Below are 19484 nucleotides of genomic sequence, written 5' to 3' on the forward strand. Positions count from 1 at the left end.
TAAAGGACCTTATTCCTACGCTCCGCTTTACTCGTAAAAAAGCCTCGGTTAACCTTTCTTTTAGGGCCAAACGCCGGACAATCCGGCTTCCGAGTGCTGAACGGCGATGCTGTCACATGAGCAGATATGGAGTGCGATCGACAGGCTTGCCGAACGGCATGCCCTGACGGCATCAGGTCTTGCCCGGCGCGCCGGCCTAGACCCCACTTCGTTTAACAAGTCGAAGCGGCTGAGCCAGGATGGGCGCCTGCGCTGGCCGTCGACGGAATCGATCGCCAAGGTTCTGGACGCAACCGGGGCCAGCATCGAGCAGTTTCTCGGCTTCATGCGGCCGGCGGATGGCGCCAGCGGCACATTCGATCGCTCCTTCCCAATGCCGGCAAGCTCCATACCGCTGCTCGGCTTCGCCCAAGCCGGTTCCGGCGGCTTTTTCGATGACGGCGGCTTTCCGGTTGGCCAGGGATGGGACATGGTGGAATTTCCGGTGCCGCCGGGGCAAAAGGGAGGCGTCTACGCGCTGGAAGTGCAGGGCGAGAGCATGCTGCCGCTCTATCGCGATGGCGACATACTGATCGTCGAGCCGGGCGCGCAGATCAGGCGCAACGATCGCGTCGTGGTCAAGACCCGCGAGGGCGAAGTCATGGCCAAGGTGCTACTGCGACAAACCGCGCGGTCGATCGAACTGCTGTCGCTCAACCCGGAACATCCGAATCGAAGCTTCGATCTTGCGGATGTCGAATGGATTGCGCGGATCATTTGGGCCAGCCAATAGGAAAGTTTTCTCGTGATGCGTCGTGATATTTGGCTTGCAAGCGTCGTAGGCGTGGTCCTCGGTTCGTGGCTGACGCTGATTGCCGTGCAAGTTGAGGAGCATGGCTCTGGCTTGTCGACCAAAGCCAAAGCGGAAAGCGCACCTGCCGTGAGCACGCCGGCGCCGACGGAAATGGCAAAGGCCGCCGTCCCGGCAACAACCGCTTCAGCCCAGCAACCTGCCGATACGAGCGCCGTACAATCTGCCGCCGTTGCCGCGGCGGCGGACAACAGCCATCAACCGCCTATAACTCCGACGTCGACACTGGAAGAGACGGCGAAAGCTCTTGTCGCCGACAGCGCGGCTCAAATTGACAAAGGCAGCTCCACCGCAGCCGTGCAGCCGGCAATTTTGCCGGAAAGCAGCACGTCCACCGAGTTGGCGCAGCGAAAGACGACGCCGGCAAAGTCGAACGAGACGCAATTGGCGCAGGCAACTGCGGCCGCCTCCGACCAGACCAATATAGGCCAGACGCCGGCAAACCAGATGCCGGCCGATCAGGTGGACAGAGAGCGAGAGGCCGCGGCCCACCGGACCGTGCCCGCAGAACCGCCATCTCAGCAAGCGTCGCCCGACGGTGATCAAAAGCCGAGCGAGCAGGTAAAGCCGGTGGAACTGGTGCGGCCGTTTTCGGACCGCGCCGGCATACTGACCATTGGCGGCAAGAGCGTGCAGCTTCCCGGCATCATTCCGACCGATGTCGACCGGATGTGCACCGGACCGAGCGGCAAGAGCTGGCCCTGCGGGGCGGCGGCGCGTACGGCCTTCCGCATGTATCTGCGTGGCCGCACCGTCGACTGCGACCTGCCGAGCCCAACCTGGCAGGGTACGGTGATCGGCGCCTGCCGATATGTTCGCGTCGATCTCAGCGAATGGCTGGTACGGTTCGGCTGGGCCGAGCCGGAGGCCGGATCGCCGCTGGTCGCCCTTGCCGAACAGGCAAAGCAGCAGAAGCGCGGCATCTACGGCGACGATCCGCGCGTCGGCGGAAAATCAACGCTCGGGCCGGCGCCTGCCAAGGAAAACCCACTTAATCCAATCTGACATCACAATCTGACGCCGCGCTTCCGACACGAGCCCTTGTCATGAGAGGCGCGACTTTCTAGTCTGCTGCCAAATTGAAGGATTTTGATCTGCCATGAACAAGCCGCTTTCCGCCCACGAAGCCCTGATCTACGTCATGGTGATAGCATCCGCCGTCGATCGGACGATGAACGACAAGGAATTGGGGCGGATCGGCGAGCTGATCCACGCGCTCCCGGTTTTCGACGGTTTCGATGACGAGCGGCTGATCTCCGTTTCGCGCGATTGCGCCAAGCTTCTCGCAGGCAGCGAAGGGCTCGATATCGTGCTGGAGACGGTGCGCGACACCCTGCCGGCGCGGCTCTATGACACCGCCTACGCGCTTGCCGTCGAGGTCGCTTCTGCCGATTTCTCGGTCAAGGCGGAGGAGCTGCGCCTGCTCAGCCTGCTGCGCGACCGTCTTGGTCTCGACAAGCTCACCTGCGCCGCCATTGAGCGCAGCGCCATTGCCCGCTACCGCAAGGGCTGAGAAGCGTCCTCAATAGAGGCCGTAGGGAAAATAGCGCAGGTAGATTTCCTGGAGCCGGCCATCGCGTGACAGTGTTGCCAGCGCATGGTTGATCGCGGCCGTTAGATCGGCGTCCTGCTGGCGCAACATGATGGTCATGCCCTCACCAAGGAATTGCTGCGAGAGATAGGGTCCGTCGAACAGCGCGCAGCATTTTTCGGCCGATGACGACGATACCCAGAAGGATAGTTGCAACCCATCGGCAAAGGCGGCGTCCACCTTGCCGTCCTTCACTGCCGCCAGGAGCGCGTCCTTGTCGTCGAAGGGCACTTGCTTGATGGCGGGGAAAAAGGCGGCGAGCATCGCCTCATGCGCCGTGCCCTTGACCACACCTACCGGATGACCGGTAAGGGCGGCGGCCGTCGTGCCGTCGATCGACGCTTTGAGATTGCGCACGAAACGGGCAGGCAACATCAGAAAGGGACGCGAAAAGGCAAAGCTCTTGCGCAGCTCGGACGTCACCGCGACGCCGGCGATCACCGCATCCCCTTGCGAGGCAGCAAGCGCACTCTGCAATTCATCGAAGGGCAGCGCCTGGATCTGACATTTGTCCGATATGCCGAGCTCGTCGCAGATCTCGCGGGCAAGATCGACATGAAAGCCGGCGAGCTTTCCATTCTGATCGGCGAAATTGAAGGGCGGGAAGTCGACGGAGGTCAGGAAACGCAGCCTGACCAGCGACGAAAGGTCCGGCTTCGGCAGCCGCTCGCGCGAATCGAATAAGATCGGCAGGCCGGACGGCGGCGCCTCTTGGGCCGCCAGAGGCATGGTGCAGGACGCGGGGATCAGCGCCGCGCATACCAAAAGCCTTGCCAAGGATCCCAACGCCGAAGGGCAAACACGCATGATGATGATCCAGCCTCCGGTCGGTTCGCGGTTTCCGATTTCGAAACCGGTGTAACAGAGTCGTGCCGAAGGGAGAATATCCCGCCCTGTCCGTCGGTCGCGACGATCCCTTCAGGCAAAGCCGCCGACGCAATCGCATCGCAGTATTGCGATACTTGGAAAAGCGTGGATACACCGCAGAATCCAGCCTTGAAGATATCTGCGTTAGCGGTCGATTAAGCTCTATCGATTCTATTTGGCACCGACGACGTCGGCTCCGGAAGCCGATTGCATGACGCAGGTCGTCCGAACCTTGCTTGCCAAGGTATCTCATAAAATTCGGCTTCACTTGCGTGCACCAGGCAGCAAGCGCGATGTCCTTCGTTTCTCCAGGGAAAGCGGATCATTGCGCGCTACCCTCCGGTGCGGCGCGATATCCCTCGGACGGATCGTCATGTTCAGGAACCTGAAAATCAAAACCAAGATGCTCGCCGTGATCCTGTTTTTCGGGATCATCTCCTTCGCCGGCCTGCTCTTCATCGTCAGCGAATTCCGCAAGGCGGATCAGGTCTACAGCGCCTTCCTCGACAACGAGGCGGTTGCGGCGACCCAAGGCACGCGCTCCAGCACTTCCGTTCTGGCCTCCGTGCTGCAGGCAAGCATGATGCTGAATTTCGACCCCGACAGCGACGCCTTCAAGACGGTTGCCGCCAGCAAAAGCCGCTTTGGCGAGGCCAAGGACCGATTGAAGCAGGCCGAAAGTCAGGTTCCTGCCCAAAAAGCACAGATGGATCAGATCCTCGCCGGCATAGACGAGCTGGAAGCGCTGACGAACAAGGTGATCGACCAGCGCAAGAGCGGCGACGTCAAGGGCGCGAATGCGAATATGGCCGCCATCAGCGACAAGCTGACCGCGCTCGTCGCCAAGATGCAGGCCAATAACAATGAGTTGACCGACCGGATGAATGATGGCGGCGATGCCGTGTCCGCCCACGTCAATACCACGATCAACTACACGCTCGGCATTCTCGGCACTCTGACGCTTCTGGCCATGATCCTCGGCGTCTATGTCGCTCAGACTGGCATTGCGACGCCACTGACGCGCCTGCATCGCCGCATGGTGACGCTTGCCAGCGGTGATACGGCAAGCGAGATCGAAGGTCTCGACCGTCGCGACGAAATCGGTCAAATGGCCTCGGCAGTTTCCGTTTTCCGCGACAACGCCATCGAACGCGCCCGGCTGGAAGCGCAAGCCGAAGTCGACCGTAATCTCAGCGACAGCGAGCACGCCGAACGTGAAGCGCGGCAGGCGACCGAAGCCGCGCATCTGCAGCAGGCAGTGCAGGCGCTCGGCGACGGTCTGAAGCGCTTAGCGCAAGGTGATCTCGTCACCCACATCAACACGCAGTTCGTCGCCCATCTCGATCAGCTACGGCAGGATTTCAACCATTCGCTCATCAAGCTGAACGAGGCCATGCAGGCGGTGGGTGCCAATGCACGCGCCATCAACGCCGGCGCCAATGAAATCCGCGGCTCCGCCGACGAGCTTTCCAAGCGCACGGAACAACAGGCCGCCGCCGTCGAAGAAACGGCGGCCGCCCTCGAGCAGATCACCACTACCGTCAAGGACGCCGCCAAGCGGGCGGAGGAAGCAAGCCAGCTTGTCGCCCACACCCGCTCCGGCGCCGAACGGTCCGGCGAGATCGTCCGCAACGCCGTCAGCGCCATGCAGCAGATCGAGAAATCCTCGTCTGAGATCGGCAACATCATCGGCGTGATCGACGACATTGCCTTCCAGACCAATCTTCTCGCTCTGAACGCCGGCGTCGAAGCCGCTCGCGCCGGTGAAGCCGGCAAGGGCTTTGCGGTCGTCGCCCAGGAAGTGCGCGAACTGGCGCAGCGCTCGGCCAATGCCGCCAAGGAGATCAAATCGCTGATCACCGCATCCAGCACGCATGTGCAGACCGGCGTCAATCTCGTCGACGAGACCGGCAAGGCGCTCGACGTCATCGTCTCGGAAGTGCAGGAGATCAACCGGCATGTGCACGCGATCGCAGAGGCCTCGCGCGAACAATCGGCCGGCCTGCAGGAGATCAACACCGCCGTCAACGCCATGGATCACGGCACGCAGCAGAACGCCGCCATGGTTGAGGAAAGCACCGCCGCCAGCCATAGCCTGGCAACAGAAGCCGCCTCGCTGACGGCCCTGCTCGGCCAGTTCCGCATGACCGGAACCGAAGGCAACTATGTTGCTGCCGCGGCCCCCTCGAACCACACGCCGCGCGCCGTCACCCGCCCCGCGCCGCGGCCGGCGATTGCTCCGGTTCGCGCCGTCGAGGGGACGAAGGCACGCCCGGCACCCTCCCCTGCCCGCGCGCTCGGCCAAAAACTGATGAGCGCCTTCGGCAGCGGCAGCCAGACGGTGGCGGCTCCCACAAAGGACGCGGACTGGACGGAATTCTGAGCCCGCAACGCTGCTTGACGCAATAACGCGACACGAAAACAGGCGGGATGCTTCATCGCATCCCGCCTGTTTGTTTGAGGGAGCCTATCGGTCCGCTTTTCTTTTGGAGAGAGAAAACCGTTCGAAATCCGCGTGTCTGACGCTGTCGGATTCGCCCCGGCGCCTGATCAGCTTCGCGGGAGCGCCGACATAGACGCCATAGGGTATGGTTCTGCCCTTGACGACGGAATTGGCGCCGATGACGCAACCTTTGGATATATAAGAACCGCCGAGAATTTTCGCCCCGGCGCCGATCCAGACATCGTCTTCGATGACGACGGGCTTCTTGGTGACGCCCTGCATGCGAATGGGCTGTGTGGGATCATCGAAATTGTGGTCGAACGACACCACCATGGCATGGGCGGCGATCCGCACGTCGTTGCCGATCGTGATGCCGCCGCGTCCCAGCAGAATTGTGTAGTCGTTGAGGGAGACATTCCGGCCGATATCGATGCTGCCGCGTTGGGCATCGATAACGATCCCCCTGCGCAGAAAGGCCTTTGGCCCGATGCTGACGCTGCCATCCTTCCAGATGATCGTCGCGCTGCGCGGCACTTTCGTGCGGCGGGAAATCCTCAATGCACCGCGCGCGAAGATCGCCCTCAATCTGTAAAGCAGCGCAACATTGAGCATCGGCATCCCTTCCAGTCGAGGGATGATTTTTGGCAGGAATATCTGGCATTAACCTGAATGAAGATGGGTATTGTTGTGGCGATGACGCCGGCGCCAGCCGTCGTCGAAAATCAGGCTTGTGCGCCCATCGCGTTCGGACCGGACAGGCAAGTGCGTAGGCGCTCGGTAAGGCCGTCTATAAATAGCTGTTTATGAAGGAAGAACTGGAGCGGGTGAAGGGAATCGAACCCTCGTATTCAGCTTGGGAAGCTGCTGCTCTACCATTGAGCTACACCCGCCTGACATTCAGAGATGTCCAACAGTTGGCGGCCTCTGTCAAGGCCGCCAAATAGGCGATCACAGCCGGAAGTGCTTCGACAGCTTGAGGCCCTGCGCCTGATAGTTGGAGCCGAGGCCGGAGCCGTAGAGGCTGGAGGGTTGTTCCAGCATGTGCTCGTAGACCAGGCGGCCGACGATCTGGCTGTCTTCGAGGATGAAGGGAACTTCGTGGCTGCGGACTTCCAGCACGGCGCGGCTGCCGCGGCCGCCGGCGGGGGCGTGGCCGAAGCCGGGGTCGAAAAAGCCGGCGTAATGAACGCGGAATTCGCCGACCAAGGGATCGAAGGGCGTCATTTCGGCGGCATAATGCGGTGGCACATGGACCGCCTCACGCGAGACGAGGATATAGAACTCGTCCGGATCGAGGATCAGTTCGGTGCGGCCGCGGCTATAGAGCGGCTCCCAGAAATCGAAAATATCGTGCTGCGCCTTCTTGTCGACATCGACGACCGCCGTGTGGTGCTTGCCGCGATAACCGATCAGGCCTTCCTTGTCGCCAGCCAGATCGATCGAGAGCGCTATGCCACCGCCGGTGACGTTCGGCTTCTTGCTGGCGACCAGCGTCTCGCTCTCGTGCAGCGCCAGCAATTCCGGCTCGGAGAGCATGGCCTGGCCGACGCGGAAGCGGATCTGCGACAGGCGCGAGCCGCGACGAACGACGATCGGGAAGGTGCGCGGGCTGATTTCGAGATAAAGAGGGCCGGAATAGCCGGCCGGGATCTTGTCGAACTCCTGGGCGCGGTCGGTGATGACGCGGGTGAAGATGTCGAGACGGCCGGTCGAGCTTTTCGGATTGGCGGAGGCGGACATGTCGGCCGGCAGGTCGAGCCGCTCCATCAGCGGCACGATGTAGACACAGCCGGTTTCCAATACCGCGCCTTCCGAGAGATCGACGACATGCAGCTTCAGCCGGTCGAGCTTGTCGGCGACAAGATGCGACGGGCCGGGCATGAAGCTGGCGCGGACACGGAAAGCATGGGCACTGAGCCTCAGGTCAAGGCTCGCCGGCTGGATCTGATCGACATCCAGTTCCTTTTCGCTCGTCAGCCGCCCCGCTTCGAAGAGCGCCGCAATTGCGCGATCGGCCAAAATTCCAGTAGTGCGAGCCATCATGCCTCTTCCATAATTTGCCGCAGACAAAACCAAACTCAGGGAATTGACGCAAGCGGTCAACGGCAGTATTGCAACTTATCCCGTGGTGATTTGGCCGGTCGGCTTGCAGCCACGTTAAACAAGTGGCTAAAAGGACCGGGGTTAAACCGGTCTGCTTTCGCGACCGGTTTTTTTGTTTTGAAAGTGGTGATGGCATGAGCAAGACTTGGCGCCCCGCAACCCAGCTCGTTCACGGCGGAACTCTCCGTTCGCAATTCGGCGAGACCTCCGAAGCAATCTATCTGACCCAGGGCTTCGTCTACGACACCTCGGAAGCCGCAGAAGCCCGCTTCAAGGGCGAGACGGATGGCTTCATCTACGCCCGCTACGGCAGCCCCACCAACGACATGTTCGAGAAGCGCATGTGCGCTCTCGAAGGCGCTGAAGATGCCCGCGCCACCGCTTCCGGCATGGCCGCCGTTTCTGCCGCCATTCTCTGCCAGTTGAAGGCCGGCGATCATATCGTCGCAGCCCGTGCCCTCTTCGGCTCCTGCCGCTGGGTGGTCGAGACGCTGGCGCCGAAATATGGCATCGAATGCACGCTGGTCGATGGCCGCTTCATCGAGAACTGGGAAAAGGCCATCCGACCGAATACCAAGGTGTTCTTCCTGGAAAGCCCGACCAACCCGACGCTGGAAGTCGTGGATATCGCCGCCGTCGCCAAGCTCGCCAACCAGATCGACGCCAAGGTCGTGGTCGACAACGTCTTCGCAACGCCGCTGTTCCAGAAGCCTCTGGAGCTCGGTGCGCACATCGTCGTCTATTCCGCGACCAAACACATCGACGGCCAGGGCCGCTCGCTCGGCGGCGTCATCCTCTCCGACAAGCAGTGGATCGACGAAAACCTGCACGATTATTTCCGCCACACCGGTCCGGCCATGTCGCCGTTCACTGCCTGGACGCTGCTGAAGGGCATCGAAACGCTCCCGCTGCGCGTCAAGCAGCAGACGCAGAATGCCGCCAAGGTCGCCGACTTCCTCGCAGAACAGAGCAAGGTCGGCAAGGTGATCTATCCCGGCCGCAAGGACCATCCGCAGGCAGACATCATCGCCAAGCAGATGACCGGCGGCTCGACGCTGGTGGCCTTCGAGCTGAAGGGCGGCAAGGAAGCGGCCTTCAAGCTGCAGAACGCACTGGAGATCGTCAAAATTTCCAACAATCTCGGCGACTCCAAGAGCCTGATCACCCATCCCGCTACCACGACGCACAAGAACCTCACCGACGAGGCCCGTGCCGAACTCGGCATTTCGCCGGGAACGGTGCGCTTTTCCGCGGGGATCGAGGACAGCGAAGATCTGGTCGAGGATTTCGCCCGCGCTCTGGCACAAGTTTCCGCCTGACTATATCTACCCAAACCCGCCCGAATATTGTTCGGGCGGGCTTACACATCTCGAAAACGAACCGTGCGCCTATACTTTCGACCGCCGACAATTAACCTTTAGAGTTATTCCTAACATCTGAAAATCCGAATGGTTTAATCCGTCAAAGGCGTTTTCACCAATCCATTCCTTGACGGAACAGGTCGCTTTATAGGATACCCCTAAGTATCCCGCTTTCCGTGGGATCATAGAAAGCGGATAAGGTGCCCTAGACTTAAATGCTGGAGCGTCCTTTGTGCGTTCGTTTGAGCGCGCGACGTTTCGGAGTAGTGACCAAGGTGTCAGGCATGTATCGCGCACTAACACACGACATCGAAGTTGTTGTCGAACCCTTTTATCTGGAGGAGCAATCCGATCCGGAAGACGATCGTTACGTCTGGGGTTACCGCATCATCATTTCCAACCACTCGACCGTCACCGTGCGGCTGGTGACGCGCTATTGGCACATCACCGATCAGAACGGCATGGTGGATGAGGTGACCGGGCCGGGCGTCGTGGGCGAGCAGCCCAGGCTGCGGCCCGGCGATACCTATGAATATTCCTCAGGCTGCCCGCTCGACACGCCATCGGGCATGATGTTCGGCCACTATCAGATGGAGACGGATGACGGGAAGCTGTTTCACGTCAAGATCCCCGCCTTCTCGCTGGATACGCCCAACCTGCTGCGGACGCTGAACTGAAGCTCGCTGGAGCGGTCGGCCTTTCACGGCATCGCCTCACCGCTCCATCTTTGCTCTTCGCACTTTCCTGAGATTGCTCAGGCGGCCGTCACCTCGGACACCTCGAAGCGATAGGTCGTCGAGCAGAACTCGCAGGTGACGGCGATTTCGCCGTTCTCCTGGCTCGCTTCGACCTCCTCGGCGGAGAACCCCCGCAACACACCCTTCAGCTTATCGCGCGAACAGGTGCAGCGGTCAAAAACCGCCTTGGGCTCATAAACGCGCACGCCGCGCTCATGGAAGAGGCGGAATAGCAAACGCTCGGTACCGACCTGCGGATCGGTCAATTCGTCGGCGTCGATCGTCTCGACCAGTGAGCGGGCTTCCGCCCAGGCGTCATCCTCGACGTGTGCGCGCAGGCTGGTGTCGCCGTCGCCGCCGTGGAAGTCCGGCTGGCGCATGCGCTCCGGAGCTTCCGGCAGGAACTGCGCTACAAGGCCGCCTGCCCGCCAGCGATGGCGCGGCTTGCCGGCCTCATCGCGATCGAACAATTCGGCGGCCCCGAGGCGGACACGCGTCGGGATCTGTTCCGACTGGCGGAAATAGGTGCCGGCGATCTCCTCGAGCGACGCGCCGTCAAGCGCTACGATCCCCTGATAGGGCTGACTGAAGCGACCCTGATCGATGGTGAAGGCGAGGACGCCCTTGCCGAGCAATTGTTCCGGTTCGGTCTTGCCGGCAGCCACGGCCTTGGCCAGCGCCTCGTCATCGAAACGGGCATAGGCGCGGACGTTCTCCGGCGTCGAGAAATCGGCGACCAGAAGGTCGACCGGCCCGTCGCTCTTCGTCTGCACGGTGAACTTGCCCTCGAACTTCAGTGACGTGCCGAGCAGCACGGTCAGCACCACCGCCTCGGCCAGCAGCCGGGCAACCGGGGCCGGATAGCTGTGCCGGGCGAGAATTGCGTCCAACAGCGGCCCAAGCTGCACGGCGCGGCCGCGGACATCAAGACCCTCTACCTGGAAGGGAACGACATGATCGTCGCCGGCAAAATCGAATTGACCCAGCGAGGCTGCACTTTCCGCCATTGCTCTACTCCTACTGCGCCCGCGACATCAAACGCGGTTCTATATCCTCAGATCGCGCCCAGGCACCAAGCAAGAATCGACTTTTGCGCATGAAGGCGGTTTTCCGCCTCATCGAAAACAACGGATTGCGGACCGTCGATCACCTCGTCCGTCACTTCCTCCCCGCGATGGGCGGGCAGGCAATGCATGAACAACGCGTCCTTGCCGGCCTGTGCCATCAAAGCCGCATTGACCTGATAGGGCTGGAAGACGTTGTGACCGCGGGCCCGGTGCTCCTGATTCATGGAAACCCAGGTATCGGTTACCACACAATCGGCGCCGGCGACCGCACGGTCGGCATCATGCGAGAGCATGATTTCGGCGCCCTCGTTGCGGGCCCAGTTCAGATAGTGATCCTTCGGCTCGGAACCAAGGGGTACGGCCATGTTCATGCGATAGCCGAAACGGGCGGCCCCTTCGACCAGCGAATGCAGCACGTTGTTGCCGTCGCCGGTCCAGGCGATGGTCTTGCCCTTGATCGGACCGCGATGCTCCTCGAAGGTCATGATGTCGGCCATGATCTGGCAGGGATGCGTGTCGTCGGTGAGAGCGTTGATGACCGGCACGGTCGCGTGCTGGGCGAGTTCCAACAGGCGCGAATGTTCGGTCGTACGGATCATGATGGCGTCGACATAGCGCGACAGCACCTTTGCCGTATCGCCGATCGTCTCGGCGCGGCCAAGCTGCATTTCCGTGCCGGACAGGAACAGCGTCTCGCCGCCGAGCTGGCGCATGCCGACATCGAAGGAGACGCGGGTGCGGGTGGATGGCTTCTCGAAGATCATCGCCAGCATCTTGCCGGCGAGCGGCTTATCGGCCGCACCCGCCTTCAGCGCCTGCTTTCGCACGATGGCATCGTCGATGATGCTGCGCAGATCGGCAGCCGCGACGGCCGAGAGATCGAGAAAGTGTTTCGGTGAAGCCATGTCCCTACCTGTACTCCAAAAATGATAACGCCCGCCGTGGGGCGCGCATAACCCCTTAAATCGGAGCCGATTTAAGGAAAGGCTTATGCGCCACTCTAAGTGTTACTGCGTCCTTTGCGCGTCCTTCGGACGCGCGGCGCAGTAATACGCCCCTACCGGCGGGCGCTGAACTCAAGCCGACTTCTTGACGCGGGCGGCACGCAGGCTTTCGGCGGCACGTTCGATGCGGGCAATGCCTTCGCGCGCCTCCTCGGCCGTGACCACCAGCGGCGGCAGCAGACGGATGACGTTGTCGCCGGCCGGCACACCCAGCAGATGTTCGGCGCGGATCGCCTGCAACAGGTCCGCCTGGGGAATGGCCGCCTTGATGCCAAGCAACAACCCTTCGCCGCGGACATCTTCGATAATATCCGGAAAACGATCCTTGAGCGAGGCCAAGCCCTGGCGGAACACCAACGCAACATCGCGCACATGCTGCAGGAAACCGTCTGATAGCACGACATCGAGCACGGCGTTGCCGACCGCCATGGCGAGCGGATTGCCGCCATAGGTCGAGCCATGCGTGCCCGCCTTCATGCCTGCGGCCGCTTCCGCGGTCGCAAGGCAGGCACCGAGCGGAAAGCCACCGCCGATGCCCTTGGCGACGGCCATGATGTCAGGCGTGATGCCGGCCCATTCATGGGCAAAGAGCTTGCCGGTGCGTCCGACGCCGGTCTGAACCTCGTCGAGGACCAGAAGCAGGCCATTCTCATCGCAAATCTGACGCAGGCCGCGCAGGAACTCGTTGGTCGCAGGGCGGATACCGCCCTCGCCCTGCACGGGCTCGATCAGGATCGCGGCCGTCGCATCGGTGATGGCGGCACGCACCGCGTCGAGATCGCCGAAAGGCACCTGGTCGAAGCCGGGCGCCTTCGGGCCGAAACCTTCGAGATACTTTTCCTGGCCTCCAGCGGCGATCGTCGCGATCGTGCGGCCATGGAAGGCGCCTTCGAAGGTGATGATATGGAATTTCTCCGGATGACCCTTGTAGAACTGGTAGCGACGCGCCGTCTTGATGGCGCATTCCAGCGCCTCCGCACCGGAATTGGTGAAGAATACCTTATCGGCGAAGGTGGCCTCCGTCAGGCGCTTCGACAACTTCTCCTGGCCTGGCACCTCATAGAGGTTGGACAGGTGCCAGACCTTGTCGGCCTGCGACTTCAGCTCTGCAACCAGATGTGGATGGGCGTGGCCAAGCGAATTCACCGCGACGCCCGCGGCGAAATCGAGATAACGCTCGCCGGTCTCCGTGATCAGCCACACGCCCTCGCCTCGCTCGAACCGCAGCGGAGCACGCATATAGGTGTCATAAAGCGGCGCGGTTTCAGCCATGGCGCATTCTCCTCAATCACAACCTTTAGGGCCAATCGTTTCCTTCGAATGAAACGGGCCCGGAAAAATCAAAAATGCCGCCTTGCGGCGGCATGGGCACTATTGATGTTTTGCACTGCGATGTCAACAAAACTGGCGATTTAGCAGGTGCGGCAGAGCACCTCTCGATGGATGGCATGTCTTCGACAACTTATATTGCATAAATGCCACTCACGTATAGCAAGTTGGGGAAAACCTCGAAATCGATTCCTCAAGATTCCCGCGACTCTTGTCACGGAGTCAGCCTCACACTAGGTTAAAAACCAATTACTAGACTGCATGCGGCGGAACTAGTCACCACAATTTTAAAGCGTTTCACGCCTCGACCCAATTCGAGGCAATGGTGAGGGATTCTGCCATCAGAAACGCGATAGCGGAGACAGGGCATGAATTGGACAGACGAACGCGTCGAGAAGCTGAAAAAGCTGTGGTCCGAAGGTTTGAGCGCCAGCCAGATCGCGGCACAGCTCGGTGGTGTCAGCCGTAATGCCGTCATCGGCAAAGTGCATCGCTTGAGCCTGCCGGGCCGAGCGAAGGCCGGTGGTGCGGCAACCACAGCTCGAGCGCCGAAGCGCAATACCTCGGCCCCACGCGCGCCGAATTACGCCTCGCGCGTTGCAACCCGCACGGTTACCCGCCAGCAGGGTGCGACGATGCTCAAGGAAGAGGTCGAGATCGATACGGTCAGCGAAGTCGAATATCGTCCGGCCGCCAATGTGGTCGTTCCGATCTCGCGCCGCCTCGGCCTGACGGAGCTCACGGAGCGCACCTGCAAGTGGCCGGTCGGCGACCCGCTGAAGGAAGATTTTCACTTCTGCGGCAATGACAGCCCGGACTCTTCGCCGTACTGCACCTACCATCAGCGGCTGGCTTACCAGCCGGTGCATGACCGGCGCCGGGCCGCGCACTGAACCACACCAGACAAAGGAAAAACGGGCCGAAAGGCCCGTTTTCTGTTTCCGCCGCTATGTTGGATGGCCAATCGGGTTGCCCCGATCAGGCCTCCCCCATCAGGCCTCCATGGAATAACCCGCGCCGCGAACGGTGCGGATGACGTCCTGCATGTTGGAGAAATTCAGCGCCTTGCGCAGGCGGCCGACATGCACGTCGACGGTGCGTTCGTCGACATAGATATCATGCCCCCACACGCCGTCGAGCAACTGAGACCGAGAGAAGACGCGGCCGGGGGACGACATCAGGAATTCCAGAAGGCGGAATTCCGTCGGCCCCAACCGCACTTCACGGCTCTTTCGGTGGACGCGATGGGTTTCGCGGTCCAGTTCGATATCGCCGCAGCGCAGTACCGTGGACAGGACCTCCGGGCGGGCTCGGCGCAACATCGCCTTGACGCGGGCCATCAGTTCCGGCGTCGAGAACGGCTTGACGACATAGTCGTCCGCGCCGGTGGAAAGGCCGCGCACGCGCTCGCTTTCCTCGCCGCGAGCGGTGAGCATGATGATCGGCAGGCGCTCCGTCTCCGGCCGCATGCGCAGCCGACGGCAGAGCTCGATGCCGGACACGCCGGGGAGCATCCAATCGAGGATCAGAAGATCGGGGATGCGCTCCTGGAGGCGCAGCTCAGCTTCGTCGCCTCTCAGGATAGTGTCGACCTCGAAGCCCTCGGCCTCGAGGTTATAGCGCAGCAGAACGCTTAGCGCTTCCTCGTCTTCTACAACAGCAACTCTCGGAACCATGCGCCTCTGGTCTCCTTCTCTTGGTGTCTACTTTATTCCGTTACCGAACCGACGGTGTTGGCGGTATCGTCCTTCGGGCGCTCGCCTTCGGGCTGGGCACCGGTCGCCATGTAATAGATCGTCTCGGCGATGTTCGTGGCATGGTCGCCGATGCGCTCGATGTTCTTGGCGCAGAAAAGAAGATGCGTGCAGGTGGTGATGTTGCGCGGATCCTCCATCATGTAGGTCAGCATCTCGCGGAAGAGCGAGGTGTACATGGCGTCGATTTCCTCGTCGCGTTCGCGGATCGACACGGCCTTGTCAGGTAAACGGGTCGAGTAGACGTCGAGCACTTCCTTGAGCTGGACGAGCGCCAGTTCGGAGAGGTGTTCGATGCCGCGGGCGAGACGACGCGGAACGCCGGTGCCCTGCACGGCGATGACGCGCTTTGCGGTGTTCTTGCCGAGATCGCCGACGCGCTCCAGATCGGCGGCGATGCGGATGGAGCCCATGATTTCACGCAGGTCCGCAGCCATCGGCTGACGGCGGGCGATGGTGACGATCGCCTTGTCGCCGACTTCGCGCTCGGCGTGGTCGAGAATGACGTCATCGGAGATGACCTTCTGCGCAAGGCTGGCATCGCCGTTTACCAGGGCGCGGACGCTGTCGCTGACCATCTGCTCCGCCAGGCCGCCCATTTCGGAAATGCGGCGCGTCAGGAACTTCAGGTCTTCGTCGTAAGCGGAGAGAATGTGTGTTGAGACCATTTTTTTATCCTCTAGGTGAAAGATGTGAAAGGAACCGCGCGGGGAGCATCATCAGCCAAAACGGCCCATGATGTAATCCTGCGTGCGGTAATCATCGGGATTGGTGAACATCTTATCGGTATCGTTCTCCTCGACCAGATGGCCGAGATGAAACATTGCGGTACGTTGCGAAACGCGGGCTGCCTGCTGCATGGAATGCGTCACGATGACGATCGTGAAGTTTTCCCGCAGCTCATGAATGAGTTCCTCGACTTTGGCGGTGGCGATCGGATCGAGCGCGGAGCACGGCTCGTCCATGAGAATGACCTCGGGACTGACCGCGACGGCGCGGGCGATGCAGAGGCGTTGCTGCTGACCGCCAGAGAGGCTGGTGCCGGCATCATAGAGCCGATCCTTCACCTCGCCCCACAGCCCGGCCTTCTGCAGACTGGTTTCGACGATATGGTCGAGATCGCTCTTGGACCGATGCAGCCCATGGATACGCGGACCATAGGCCACATTCTCGTAGATCGACTTCGGAAACGGATTGGGCTTCTGAAACACCATGCCGACGCGGGCACGCAGCTCGACGACATCGATTGAGTTGTCGTAGATATCCTGATCGTCGAGCGTGATTTTGCCGGTGACGCGGCAGGTGTCTATCGTATCGTTCATGCGGTTGAGGCAACGCAGGAAGGTGGACTTGCCGCAGCCGGAAGGACCGATCAGCGCGGTGACAGTGTTGGCGCGGATGTTCAGATCCACGTCGAACAGCGCGCGCTTCTCGCCATAATGGACCGAGACGGCCTGACCGATCATCTTGTAGGGGATCGTTATCATCTTCCTGGCCAGTGCTTTTTCGCTCGCGGCTTCCGTCATCATGTTCATTCCATCGCCTCCCGTCACCAGCGCCGCTCAAAGCGACGGCGCAGCAGGATGGCCCCGATGTTCATCGCAACAAGGAAGAAGAGCAGGACGATAATGGCTCCGGAGGTTCTCTCGACAAAGGCGCGCTCAGCTTCGCTCGCCCACATGTAGATTTGCACCGGCAGGGCCGTCGAAGGATCGAGCGGCCCTCTCGGATAGTTGGCGACGAAGGCGACCATGCCGATCAGAAGCAGCGGCGCGGTCTCGCCGAGCGCATGGGCAAGGCCGAGGATCGTACCCGTCAGGATACCCGGCATGGCGAGCGGCAAGACGTGATGGAAAACCATCTGCATGCGCGATGCGCCAAGCCCGAGCGCGGCACTGCGGATCGACGGCGGCACGGCGCGCAATGCCGAGCGGGTGGCGATGATGATCATCGGCAGCGTCATCAGGCTCAGCACCAGCCCGCCGACCAGCGAGGCGGAACGCGGCAGGCCCATAAAGTTGATGAAGACCGAGAGGCCGAGCAGGCCGTAGACGATCGACGGCACCGCGGCGAGATTGTTGATGTTGACCTCGATCAGATCCGTCAACCGGTTCTTCGGCGCGAATTCCTCAAGGTAGATCGAGGCGGCGACGCCGACCGGCAGCGCCAAGACCAGCACGGTCAACATGAGATAGAGCGAGCCGATTAGCGCGACGCCGAGACCCGCGGCCTCCGGGCGACTGGAATTGCCGGACAGGAACAGACCCGTATTGAACGCCTCGTGCAGGGCGCCGGCGGCGGCAAGCTGCCTCATCCAGGCGAGTTGCTGGTCGGAGACCTTGCGGTCCTTTTCGTCCGCCGTCAGGTCGATCTGTCCCTTGTAGGCAGAGTCGATATTGGCACTGGCGAGGAAAGTGACCTTCACCGTCTTTCCGATGACAGAGGGATCGGCCACGACCTTGTCGCGCAATGCAATGCGTGCGCCGTCCGATACCATTTCCATCGCCTGGCGCACGAGCGCCCGATTGGAAGGATCGATGCCCAGCGCCTTCACCACGGCGTCGCGTACCAGCGCCGTATAGTTGGCTGATATCAGGACCTTCGGATCACTGGCCCCCTTGCCTATGGGATCGATGACCTTCTCGGTGAACTCGATCGGCAGGGCGATGGAGGTCTGCACGAAGGCAGTGTAGCCGTTGCGGACAACGGTCGAGACGAGAATAATCAGGAAAACCAGTCCGAAAATGACGGCGGCCATCCCATAGGCACGAAAACGCCGCTCGGCCGCATAACGTCGCTTGATGCCGATATCCCGCCGCGCCGGAGCGCCTGGCGTCAATCCGCGCGACATATTCGGTGCCTGGGAGGATACGACATCGCTCATTCGTATTGCTCCCGGTAGCGGCGGACGACGTAAAGCGCGTAGACATTCAGGCAAAGGGTCAGACAGAACAGCGTTATGCCGAGTGCGAAGGCAACCAATGTCTGCGGTGACGTGAATTCCGGATCGCCGGTCAACTGACTGACGATCTTCACCGTGACCGTCGTCATCGGCTCAAAGGGATCGAGCTGCATGCGGGCCGCAACGCCGGCAGCAAGTACCACGATCATCGTCTCGCCGATCGCCCGCGACGCCGTCATCAGCAGCGCGCCGACGATGCCCGGAAGGGCCGCCGGCAGGAGGACGCGCTTGACCGTTTCCGAGCGCGTGGCGCCAAGGCCGAGCGAGCCGTCCCGCAGCGACCGCGGCACGGCCATGATGATGTCGTCGGACAGAGAGGAGACATAGGGAATGAGCATGACGCCCATGACGAGGCCGGCGGTCAGCACGCTCTGCGCCTCGATGAAATTGGCATAATTGCCGGTCAGCAGGCCATTGAGATCAGCCGAGATATCTCTCAGGAAAGGCCCGACCGTGACGAGCGCAAAGAAGCCATAGACGATGGTCGGAATGCCGGCCAATACTTCGAGCATCGGTTTGGCGACGGAGCGCACGCGCGCCGAGGCATATTCGGCCATGTAGATCGCGGCAAACAACCCGACGGGAACGGCGACCAGCATGGCGACGAAGCCGATATAGAGCGTGCCGGCCAGCAACGGAATGAGGCCGAACGTGCCAGACGTTTGTGAGCCGGCGCCGGTGAAGCGCGGGTCCCAGACGGTACCGAAGAAGAACTCGGCAGCCGGAACCATGTTGAAGAAGCGGGCGGCCTCCGACAGCATCGAAGCGACGATGCCGACCGTCGTCAGCACGGCGATGGAAGAGGCAATGATCAGGCCGCCGAGAATGACCTGTTCCACCCGGTTGCGGGCGCGAAAACGCGGCGCGATGGCACGCAGGCCGTGGATGGCACCGAACAACGAAAGAATGATGGCCGCCACGGACATGACGACATGGCTCACATGCCGCATGCCGTTATATTTATTGGCGGCGTCTATCATATAGCCGGTCGGCCGGATAGCGAGCGGGATGCCTTTCTGTGCCAGGACCAATTGCAGATCGGCCGAGCCGTTGGCGACGTTGGCAAGGTCCCGGTCATCGAGCTGGCGCATGCCATGGGCGATGCTGCGCACTATGCCGTAGGTGAGCTTAAGTTCGGCGGTCGAGAGGGATTTCACCTCCTCCGGAAAGGATTCGACCACGAAACGGTCGATAACCTGCGGGCTGACCACCAGCCAGGCGCAAATCAACGCCAACGCCGGCAATACCGCCCAGATGGCCGCATAGGCGCCGTGGTATCCAAGCCGCGAATGTATGGCCGAGGATCTGTTGCCCGACAGCGCAGCCGCTCTCGTCCGCCCCAGCACGAAAGCAAAGGCGCCGATGATCGACAGACACAACAGCAGCAGTGACAAACTCATTCCCATTCCCCGGCGA

General features: G+C 61.4%; 18 protein-coding genes, 1 tRNA gene and 1 riboswitch. Of the genes, 7 read left to right on the forward strand and 12 right to left on the reverse strand.

Annotation, left to right across the window (positions count from 1 at the left end; all coding sequences use genetic code 11):
* Positions 1-106 precede the first annotated feature (106 nt).
* From PH547_RS17235 to PH547_RS17245, 3 genes are all read left to right on the forward strand, one after another.
* Complete coding sequence (locus PH547_RS17235; RefSeq protein WP_285168947.1) at positions 107-772, forward strand: S24 family peptidase; 666 nt, start codon at positions 107-109, stop codon at positions 770-772.
* A 15-nt stretch (positions 773-787) separates the two neighbouring features.
* Entirely contained in the window at positions 788-1855 is a 1068-nt protein-coding gene (locus tag PH547_RS17240; RefSeq protein ID WP_285168948.1) for a thermonuclease family protein, read from the forward strand.
* Between the two features lie 94 nt (positions 1856-1949).
* A complete protein-coding gene (locus PH547_RS17245) occupies positions 1950-2363 on the forward strand; it encodes a tellurite resistance TerB family protein (protein WP_104821932.1) in 414 nt (137 codons plus the stop codon).
* A gap of 9 nt (positions 2364-2372) precedes the next feature.
* Here the strand turns inward: PH547_RS17245 and PH547_RS17250 are convergent, their stop codons facing one another.
* On the reverse strand, positions 2373-3170 hold the full coding sequence (locus PH547_RS17250; RefSeq protein WP_245463966.1) for a transporter substrate-binding domain-containing protein: 798 nt from the start codon (positions 3168-3170) through the stop codon (positions 2373-2375).
* A gap of 511 nt (positions 3171-3681) precedes the next feature.
* Between PH547_RS17250 and PH547_RS17255 the strand changes: the two genes are divergently transcribed.
* Positions 3682-5691 (forward strand): methyl-accepting chemotaxis protein, encoded by a 2010-nt coding sequence (locus PH547_RS17255; RefSeq protein WP_285168949.1) that lies wholly within the window; start codon positions 3682-3684, stop codon positions 5689-5691.
* An 84-nt stretch (positions 5692-5775) separates the two neighbouring features.
* Here the strand turns inward: PH547_RS17255 and PH547_RS17260 are convergent, their stop codons facing one another.
* The 3 genes from PH547_RS17260 to PH547_RS17270 all read right to left on the reverse strand — a co-directional run bounded on the left by PH547_RS17260 (position 5776) and on the right by PH547_RS17270 (position 7794).
* Positions 5776-6363 (reverse strand): acyltransferase, encoded by a 588-nt coding sequence (locus tag PH547_RS17260; RefSeq protein WP_104824973.1) that lies wholly within the window; start codon positions 6361-6363, stop codon positions 5776-5778.
* Positions 6364-6567: 204 nt separating this feature from the next.
* Positions 6568-6641 (reverse strand) — tRNA-Gly (locus PH547_RS17265).
* A gap of 58 nt (positions 6642-6699) precedes the next feature.
* Positions 6700-7794, reverse strand: a complete 1095-nt coding sequence (locus PH547_RS17270; protein ID WP_199773514.1) for a 2'-deoxycytidine 5'-triphosphate deaminase — start codon at positions 7792-7794, stop codon at positions 6700-6702.
* A gap of 72 nt (positions 7795-7866) precedes the next feature.
* Positions 7867-7945, forward strand: a riboswitch (SAM riboswitch).
* A gap of 43 nt (positions 7946-7988) precedes the next feature.
* On the opposite strand from PH547_RS17270, the gene PH547_RS17275 reads away from it, so the two are divergent.
* Positions 7989-9173, forward strand: a complete 1185-nt coding sequence (locus tag PH547_RS17275; RefSeq protein ID WP_104821930.1) for an O-succinylhomoserine sulfhydrylase — start codon at positions 7989-7991, stop codon at positions 9171-9173.
* 326 nt (positions 9174-9499) lie between these two features.
* On the forward strand, positions 9500-9892 hold the full coding sequence (gene apaG, locus PH547_RS17280; RefSeq protein ID WP_104821929.1) for a Co2+/Mg2+ efflux protein ApaG: 393 nt from the start codon (positions 9500-9502) through the stop codon (positions 9890-9892).
* 77 nt (positions 9893-9969) lie between these two features.
* On the opposite strand, the gene PH547_RS17285 is transcribed toward apaG, so the two are convergent.
* From PH547_RS17285 to PH547_RS17295, 3 genes are all read right to left on the reverse strand, one after another.
* A complete protein-coding gene (locus PH547_RS17285; RefSeq protein WP_104821928.1) occupies positions 9970-10959 on the reverse strand; it encodes an Hsp33 family molecular chaperone in 990 nt (329 codons plus the stop codon).
* Positions 10960-11006: 47 nt separating this feature from the next.
* Complete coding sequence (gene argF / locus PH547_RS17290) at positions 11007-11924, reverse strand: ornithine carbamoyltransferase (protein ID WP_104821927.1); 918 nt, start codon at positions 11922-11924, stop codon at positions 11007-11009.
* A gap of 171 nt (positions 11925-12095) precedes the next feature.
* Positions 12096-13295 carry an aspartate aminotransferase family protein gene (locus PH547_RS17295; RefSeq protein WP_104821926.1) on the reverse strand — a complete coding sequence of 400 codons (1200 nt, stop codon included), beginning with the start codon at positions 13293-13295 and terminating at the stop codon, positions 12096-12098.
* A 425-nt stretch (positions 13296-13720) separates the two neighbouring features.
* Between PH547_RS17295 and PH547_RS17300 the strand changes: the two genes are divergently transcribed.
* Complete coding sequence (locus tag PH547_RS17300; RefSeq protein WP_104821925.1) at positions 13721-14245, forward strand: GcrA family cell cycle regulator; 525 nt, start codon at positions 13721-13723, stop codon at positions 14243-14245.
* 99 nt (positions 14246-14344) lie between these two features.
* Here the strand turns inward: PH547_RS17300 and phoB are convergent, their stop codons facing one another.
* The 5 genes from phoB to pstC are packed head-to-tail and all read right to left on the reverse strand — an operon-like array spanning position 14345 to position 19468.
* Positions 14345-15028 carry a phosphate regulon transcriptional regulator PhoB gene (gene phoB, locus PH547_RS17305; protein WP_004128368.1) on the reverse strand — a complete coding sequence of 228 codons (684 nt, stop codon included), beginning with the start codon at positions 15026-15028 and terminating at the stop codon, positions 14345-14347.
* Between the two features lie 32 nt (positions 15029-15060).
* Complete coding sequence (phoU, locus tag PH547_RS17310; protein ID WP_104821924.1) at positions 15061-15774, reverse strand: phosphate signaling complex protein PhoU; 714 nt, start codon at positions 15772-15774, stop codon at positions 15061-15063.
* Between the two features lie 51 nt (positions 15775-15825).
* A complete protein-coding gene (gene pstB / locus PH547_RS17315; RefSeq protein WP_104821923.1) occupies positions 15826-16641 on the reverse strand; it encodes a phosphate ABC transporter ATP-binding protein PstB in 816 nt (271 codons plus the stop codon).
* A gap of 14 nt (positions 16642-16655) precedes the next feature.
* The gene (pstA, locus tag PH547_RS17320) at positions 16656-17990 is read right to left on the reverse strand and encodes a phosphate ABC transporter permease PstA (RefSeq protein ID WP_104821922.1); all 1335 of its coding nucleotides are present in this window, start codon (positions 17988-17990) and stop codon (positions 16656-16658) included.
* Positions 17987-19468 (reverse strand): phosphate ABC transporter permease subunit PstC, encoded by a 1482-nt coding sequence (gene pstC / locus PH547_RS17325; RefSeq protein ID WP_104821921.1) that lies wholly within the window; start codon positions 19466-19468, stop codon positions 17987-17989. Before pstC ends, pstA begins: the two co-directional genes overlap by 4 nt.
* Positions 19469-19484 lie beyond the last annotated feature (16 nt).

Origin of the sequence: Rhizobium cerradonense (assembly GCF_030182455.1) — a bacterium.
Classification (GTDB): Bacteria; Pseudomonadota; Alphaproteobacteria; order Rhizobiales; family Rhizobiaceae; genus Rhizobium.

Excerpts from the sequence above, each read along its gene's own strand:
- PH547_RS17255 (WP_285168949.1), top strand. The coding sequence starts at position 3,682 with ATGTTCAGGAACCTGAAAATCAAAACCAAGATGCTCGCCGTGATCCTG.
- PH547_RS17275 (WP_104821930.1), top strand. The coding sequence starts at position 7,989 with ATGAGCAAGACTTGGCGCCCCGCAACCCAGCTCGTTCACGGCGGAACT.
- PH547_RS17285 (WP_104821928.1), bottom strand. The coding sequence starts at position 10,959 with ATGGCGGAAAGTGCAGCCTCGCTGGGTCAATTCGATTTTGCCGGCGAC.
- PH547_RS17235 (WP_285168947.1), top strand. The coding sequence starts at position 107 with ATGCTGTCACATGAGCAGATATGGAGTGCGATCGACAGGCTTGCCGAA.
- phoU (WP_104821924.1), bottom strand. The coding sequence starts at position 15,774 with ATGGTCTCAACACACATTCTCTCCGCTTACGACGAAGACCTGAAGTTC.
- PH547_RS17250 (WP_245463966.1), bottom strand. The coding sequence starts at position 3,170 with ATGCCTCTGGCGGCCCAAGAGGCGCCGCCGTCCGGCCTGCCGATCTTA.
- PH547_RS17240 (WP_285168948.1), top strand. The coding sequence starts at position 788 with ATGCGTCGTGATATTTGGCTTGCAAGCGTCGTAGGCGTGGTCCTCGGT.
- pstC (WP_104821921.1), bottom strand. The coding sequence starts at position 19,468 with ATGAGTTTGTCACTGCTGCTGTTGTGTCTGTCGATCATCGGCGCCTTT.
- PH547_RS17270 (WP_199773514.1), bottom strand. The coding sequence starts at position 7,794 with ATGATGGCTCGCACTACTGGAATTTTGGCCGATCGCGCAATTGCGGCG.
- pstA (WP_104821922.1), bottom strand. The coding sequence starts at position 17,990 with ATGAGCGATGTCGTATCCTCCCAGGCACCGAATATGTCGCGCGGATTG.
- argF (WP_104821927.1), bottom strand. The coding sequence starts at position 11,924 with ATGGCTTCACCGAAACACTTTCTCGATCTCTCGGCCGTCGCGGCTGCC.
- PH547_RS17300 (WP_104821925.1), top strand. The coding sequence starts at position 13,721 with ATGAATTGGACAGACGAACGCGTCGAGAAGCTGAAAAAGCTGTGGTCC.
- PH547_RS17295 (WP_104821926.1), bottom strand. The coding sequence starts at position 13,295 with ATGGCTGAAACCGCGCCGCTTTATGACACCTATATGCGTGCTCCGCTG.
- pstB (WP_104821923.1), bottom strand. The coding sequence starts at position 16,641 with ATGAACATGATGACGGAAGCCGCGAGCGAAAAAGCACTGGCCAGGAAG.
- PH547_RS17245 (WP_104821932.1), top strand. The coding sequence starts at position 1,950 with ATGAACAAGCCGCTTTCCGCCCACGAAGCCCTGATCTACGTCATGGTG.
- apaG (WP_104821929.1), top strand. The coding sequence starts at position 9,500 with ATGTATCGCGCACTAACACACGACATCGAAGTTGTTGTCGAACCCTTT.
- PH547_RS17260 (WP_104824973.1), bottom strand. The coding sequence starts at position 6,363 with ATGCTCAATGTTGCGCTGCTTTACAGATTGAGGGCGATCTTCGCGCGC.
- phoB (WP_004128368.1), bottom strand. The coding sequence starts at position 15,028 with ATGGTTCCGAGAGTTGCTGTTGTAGAAGACGAGGAAGCGCTAAGCGTT.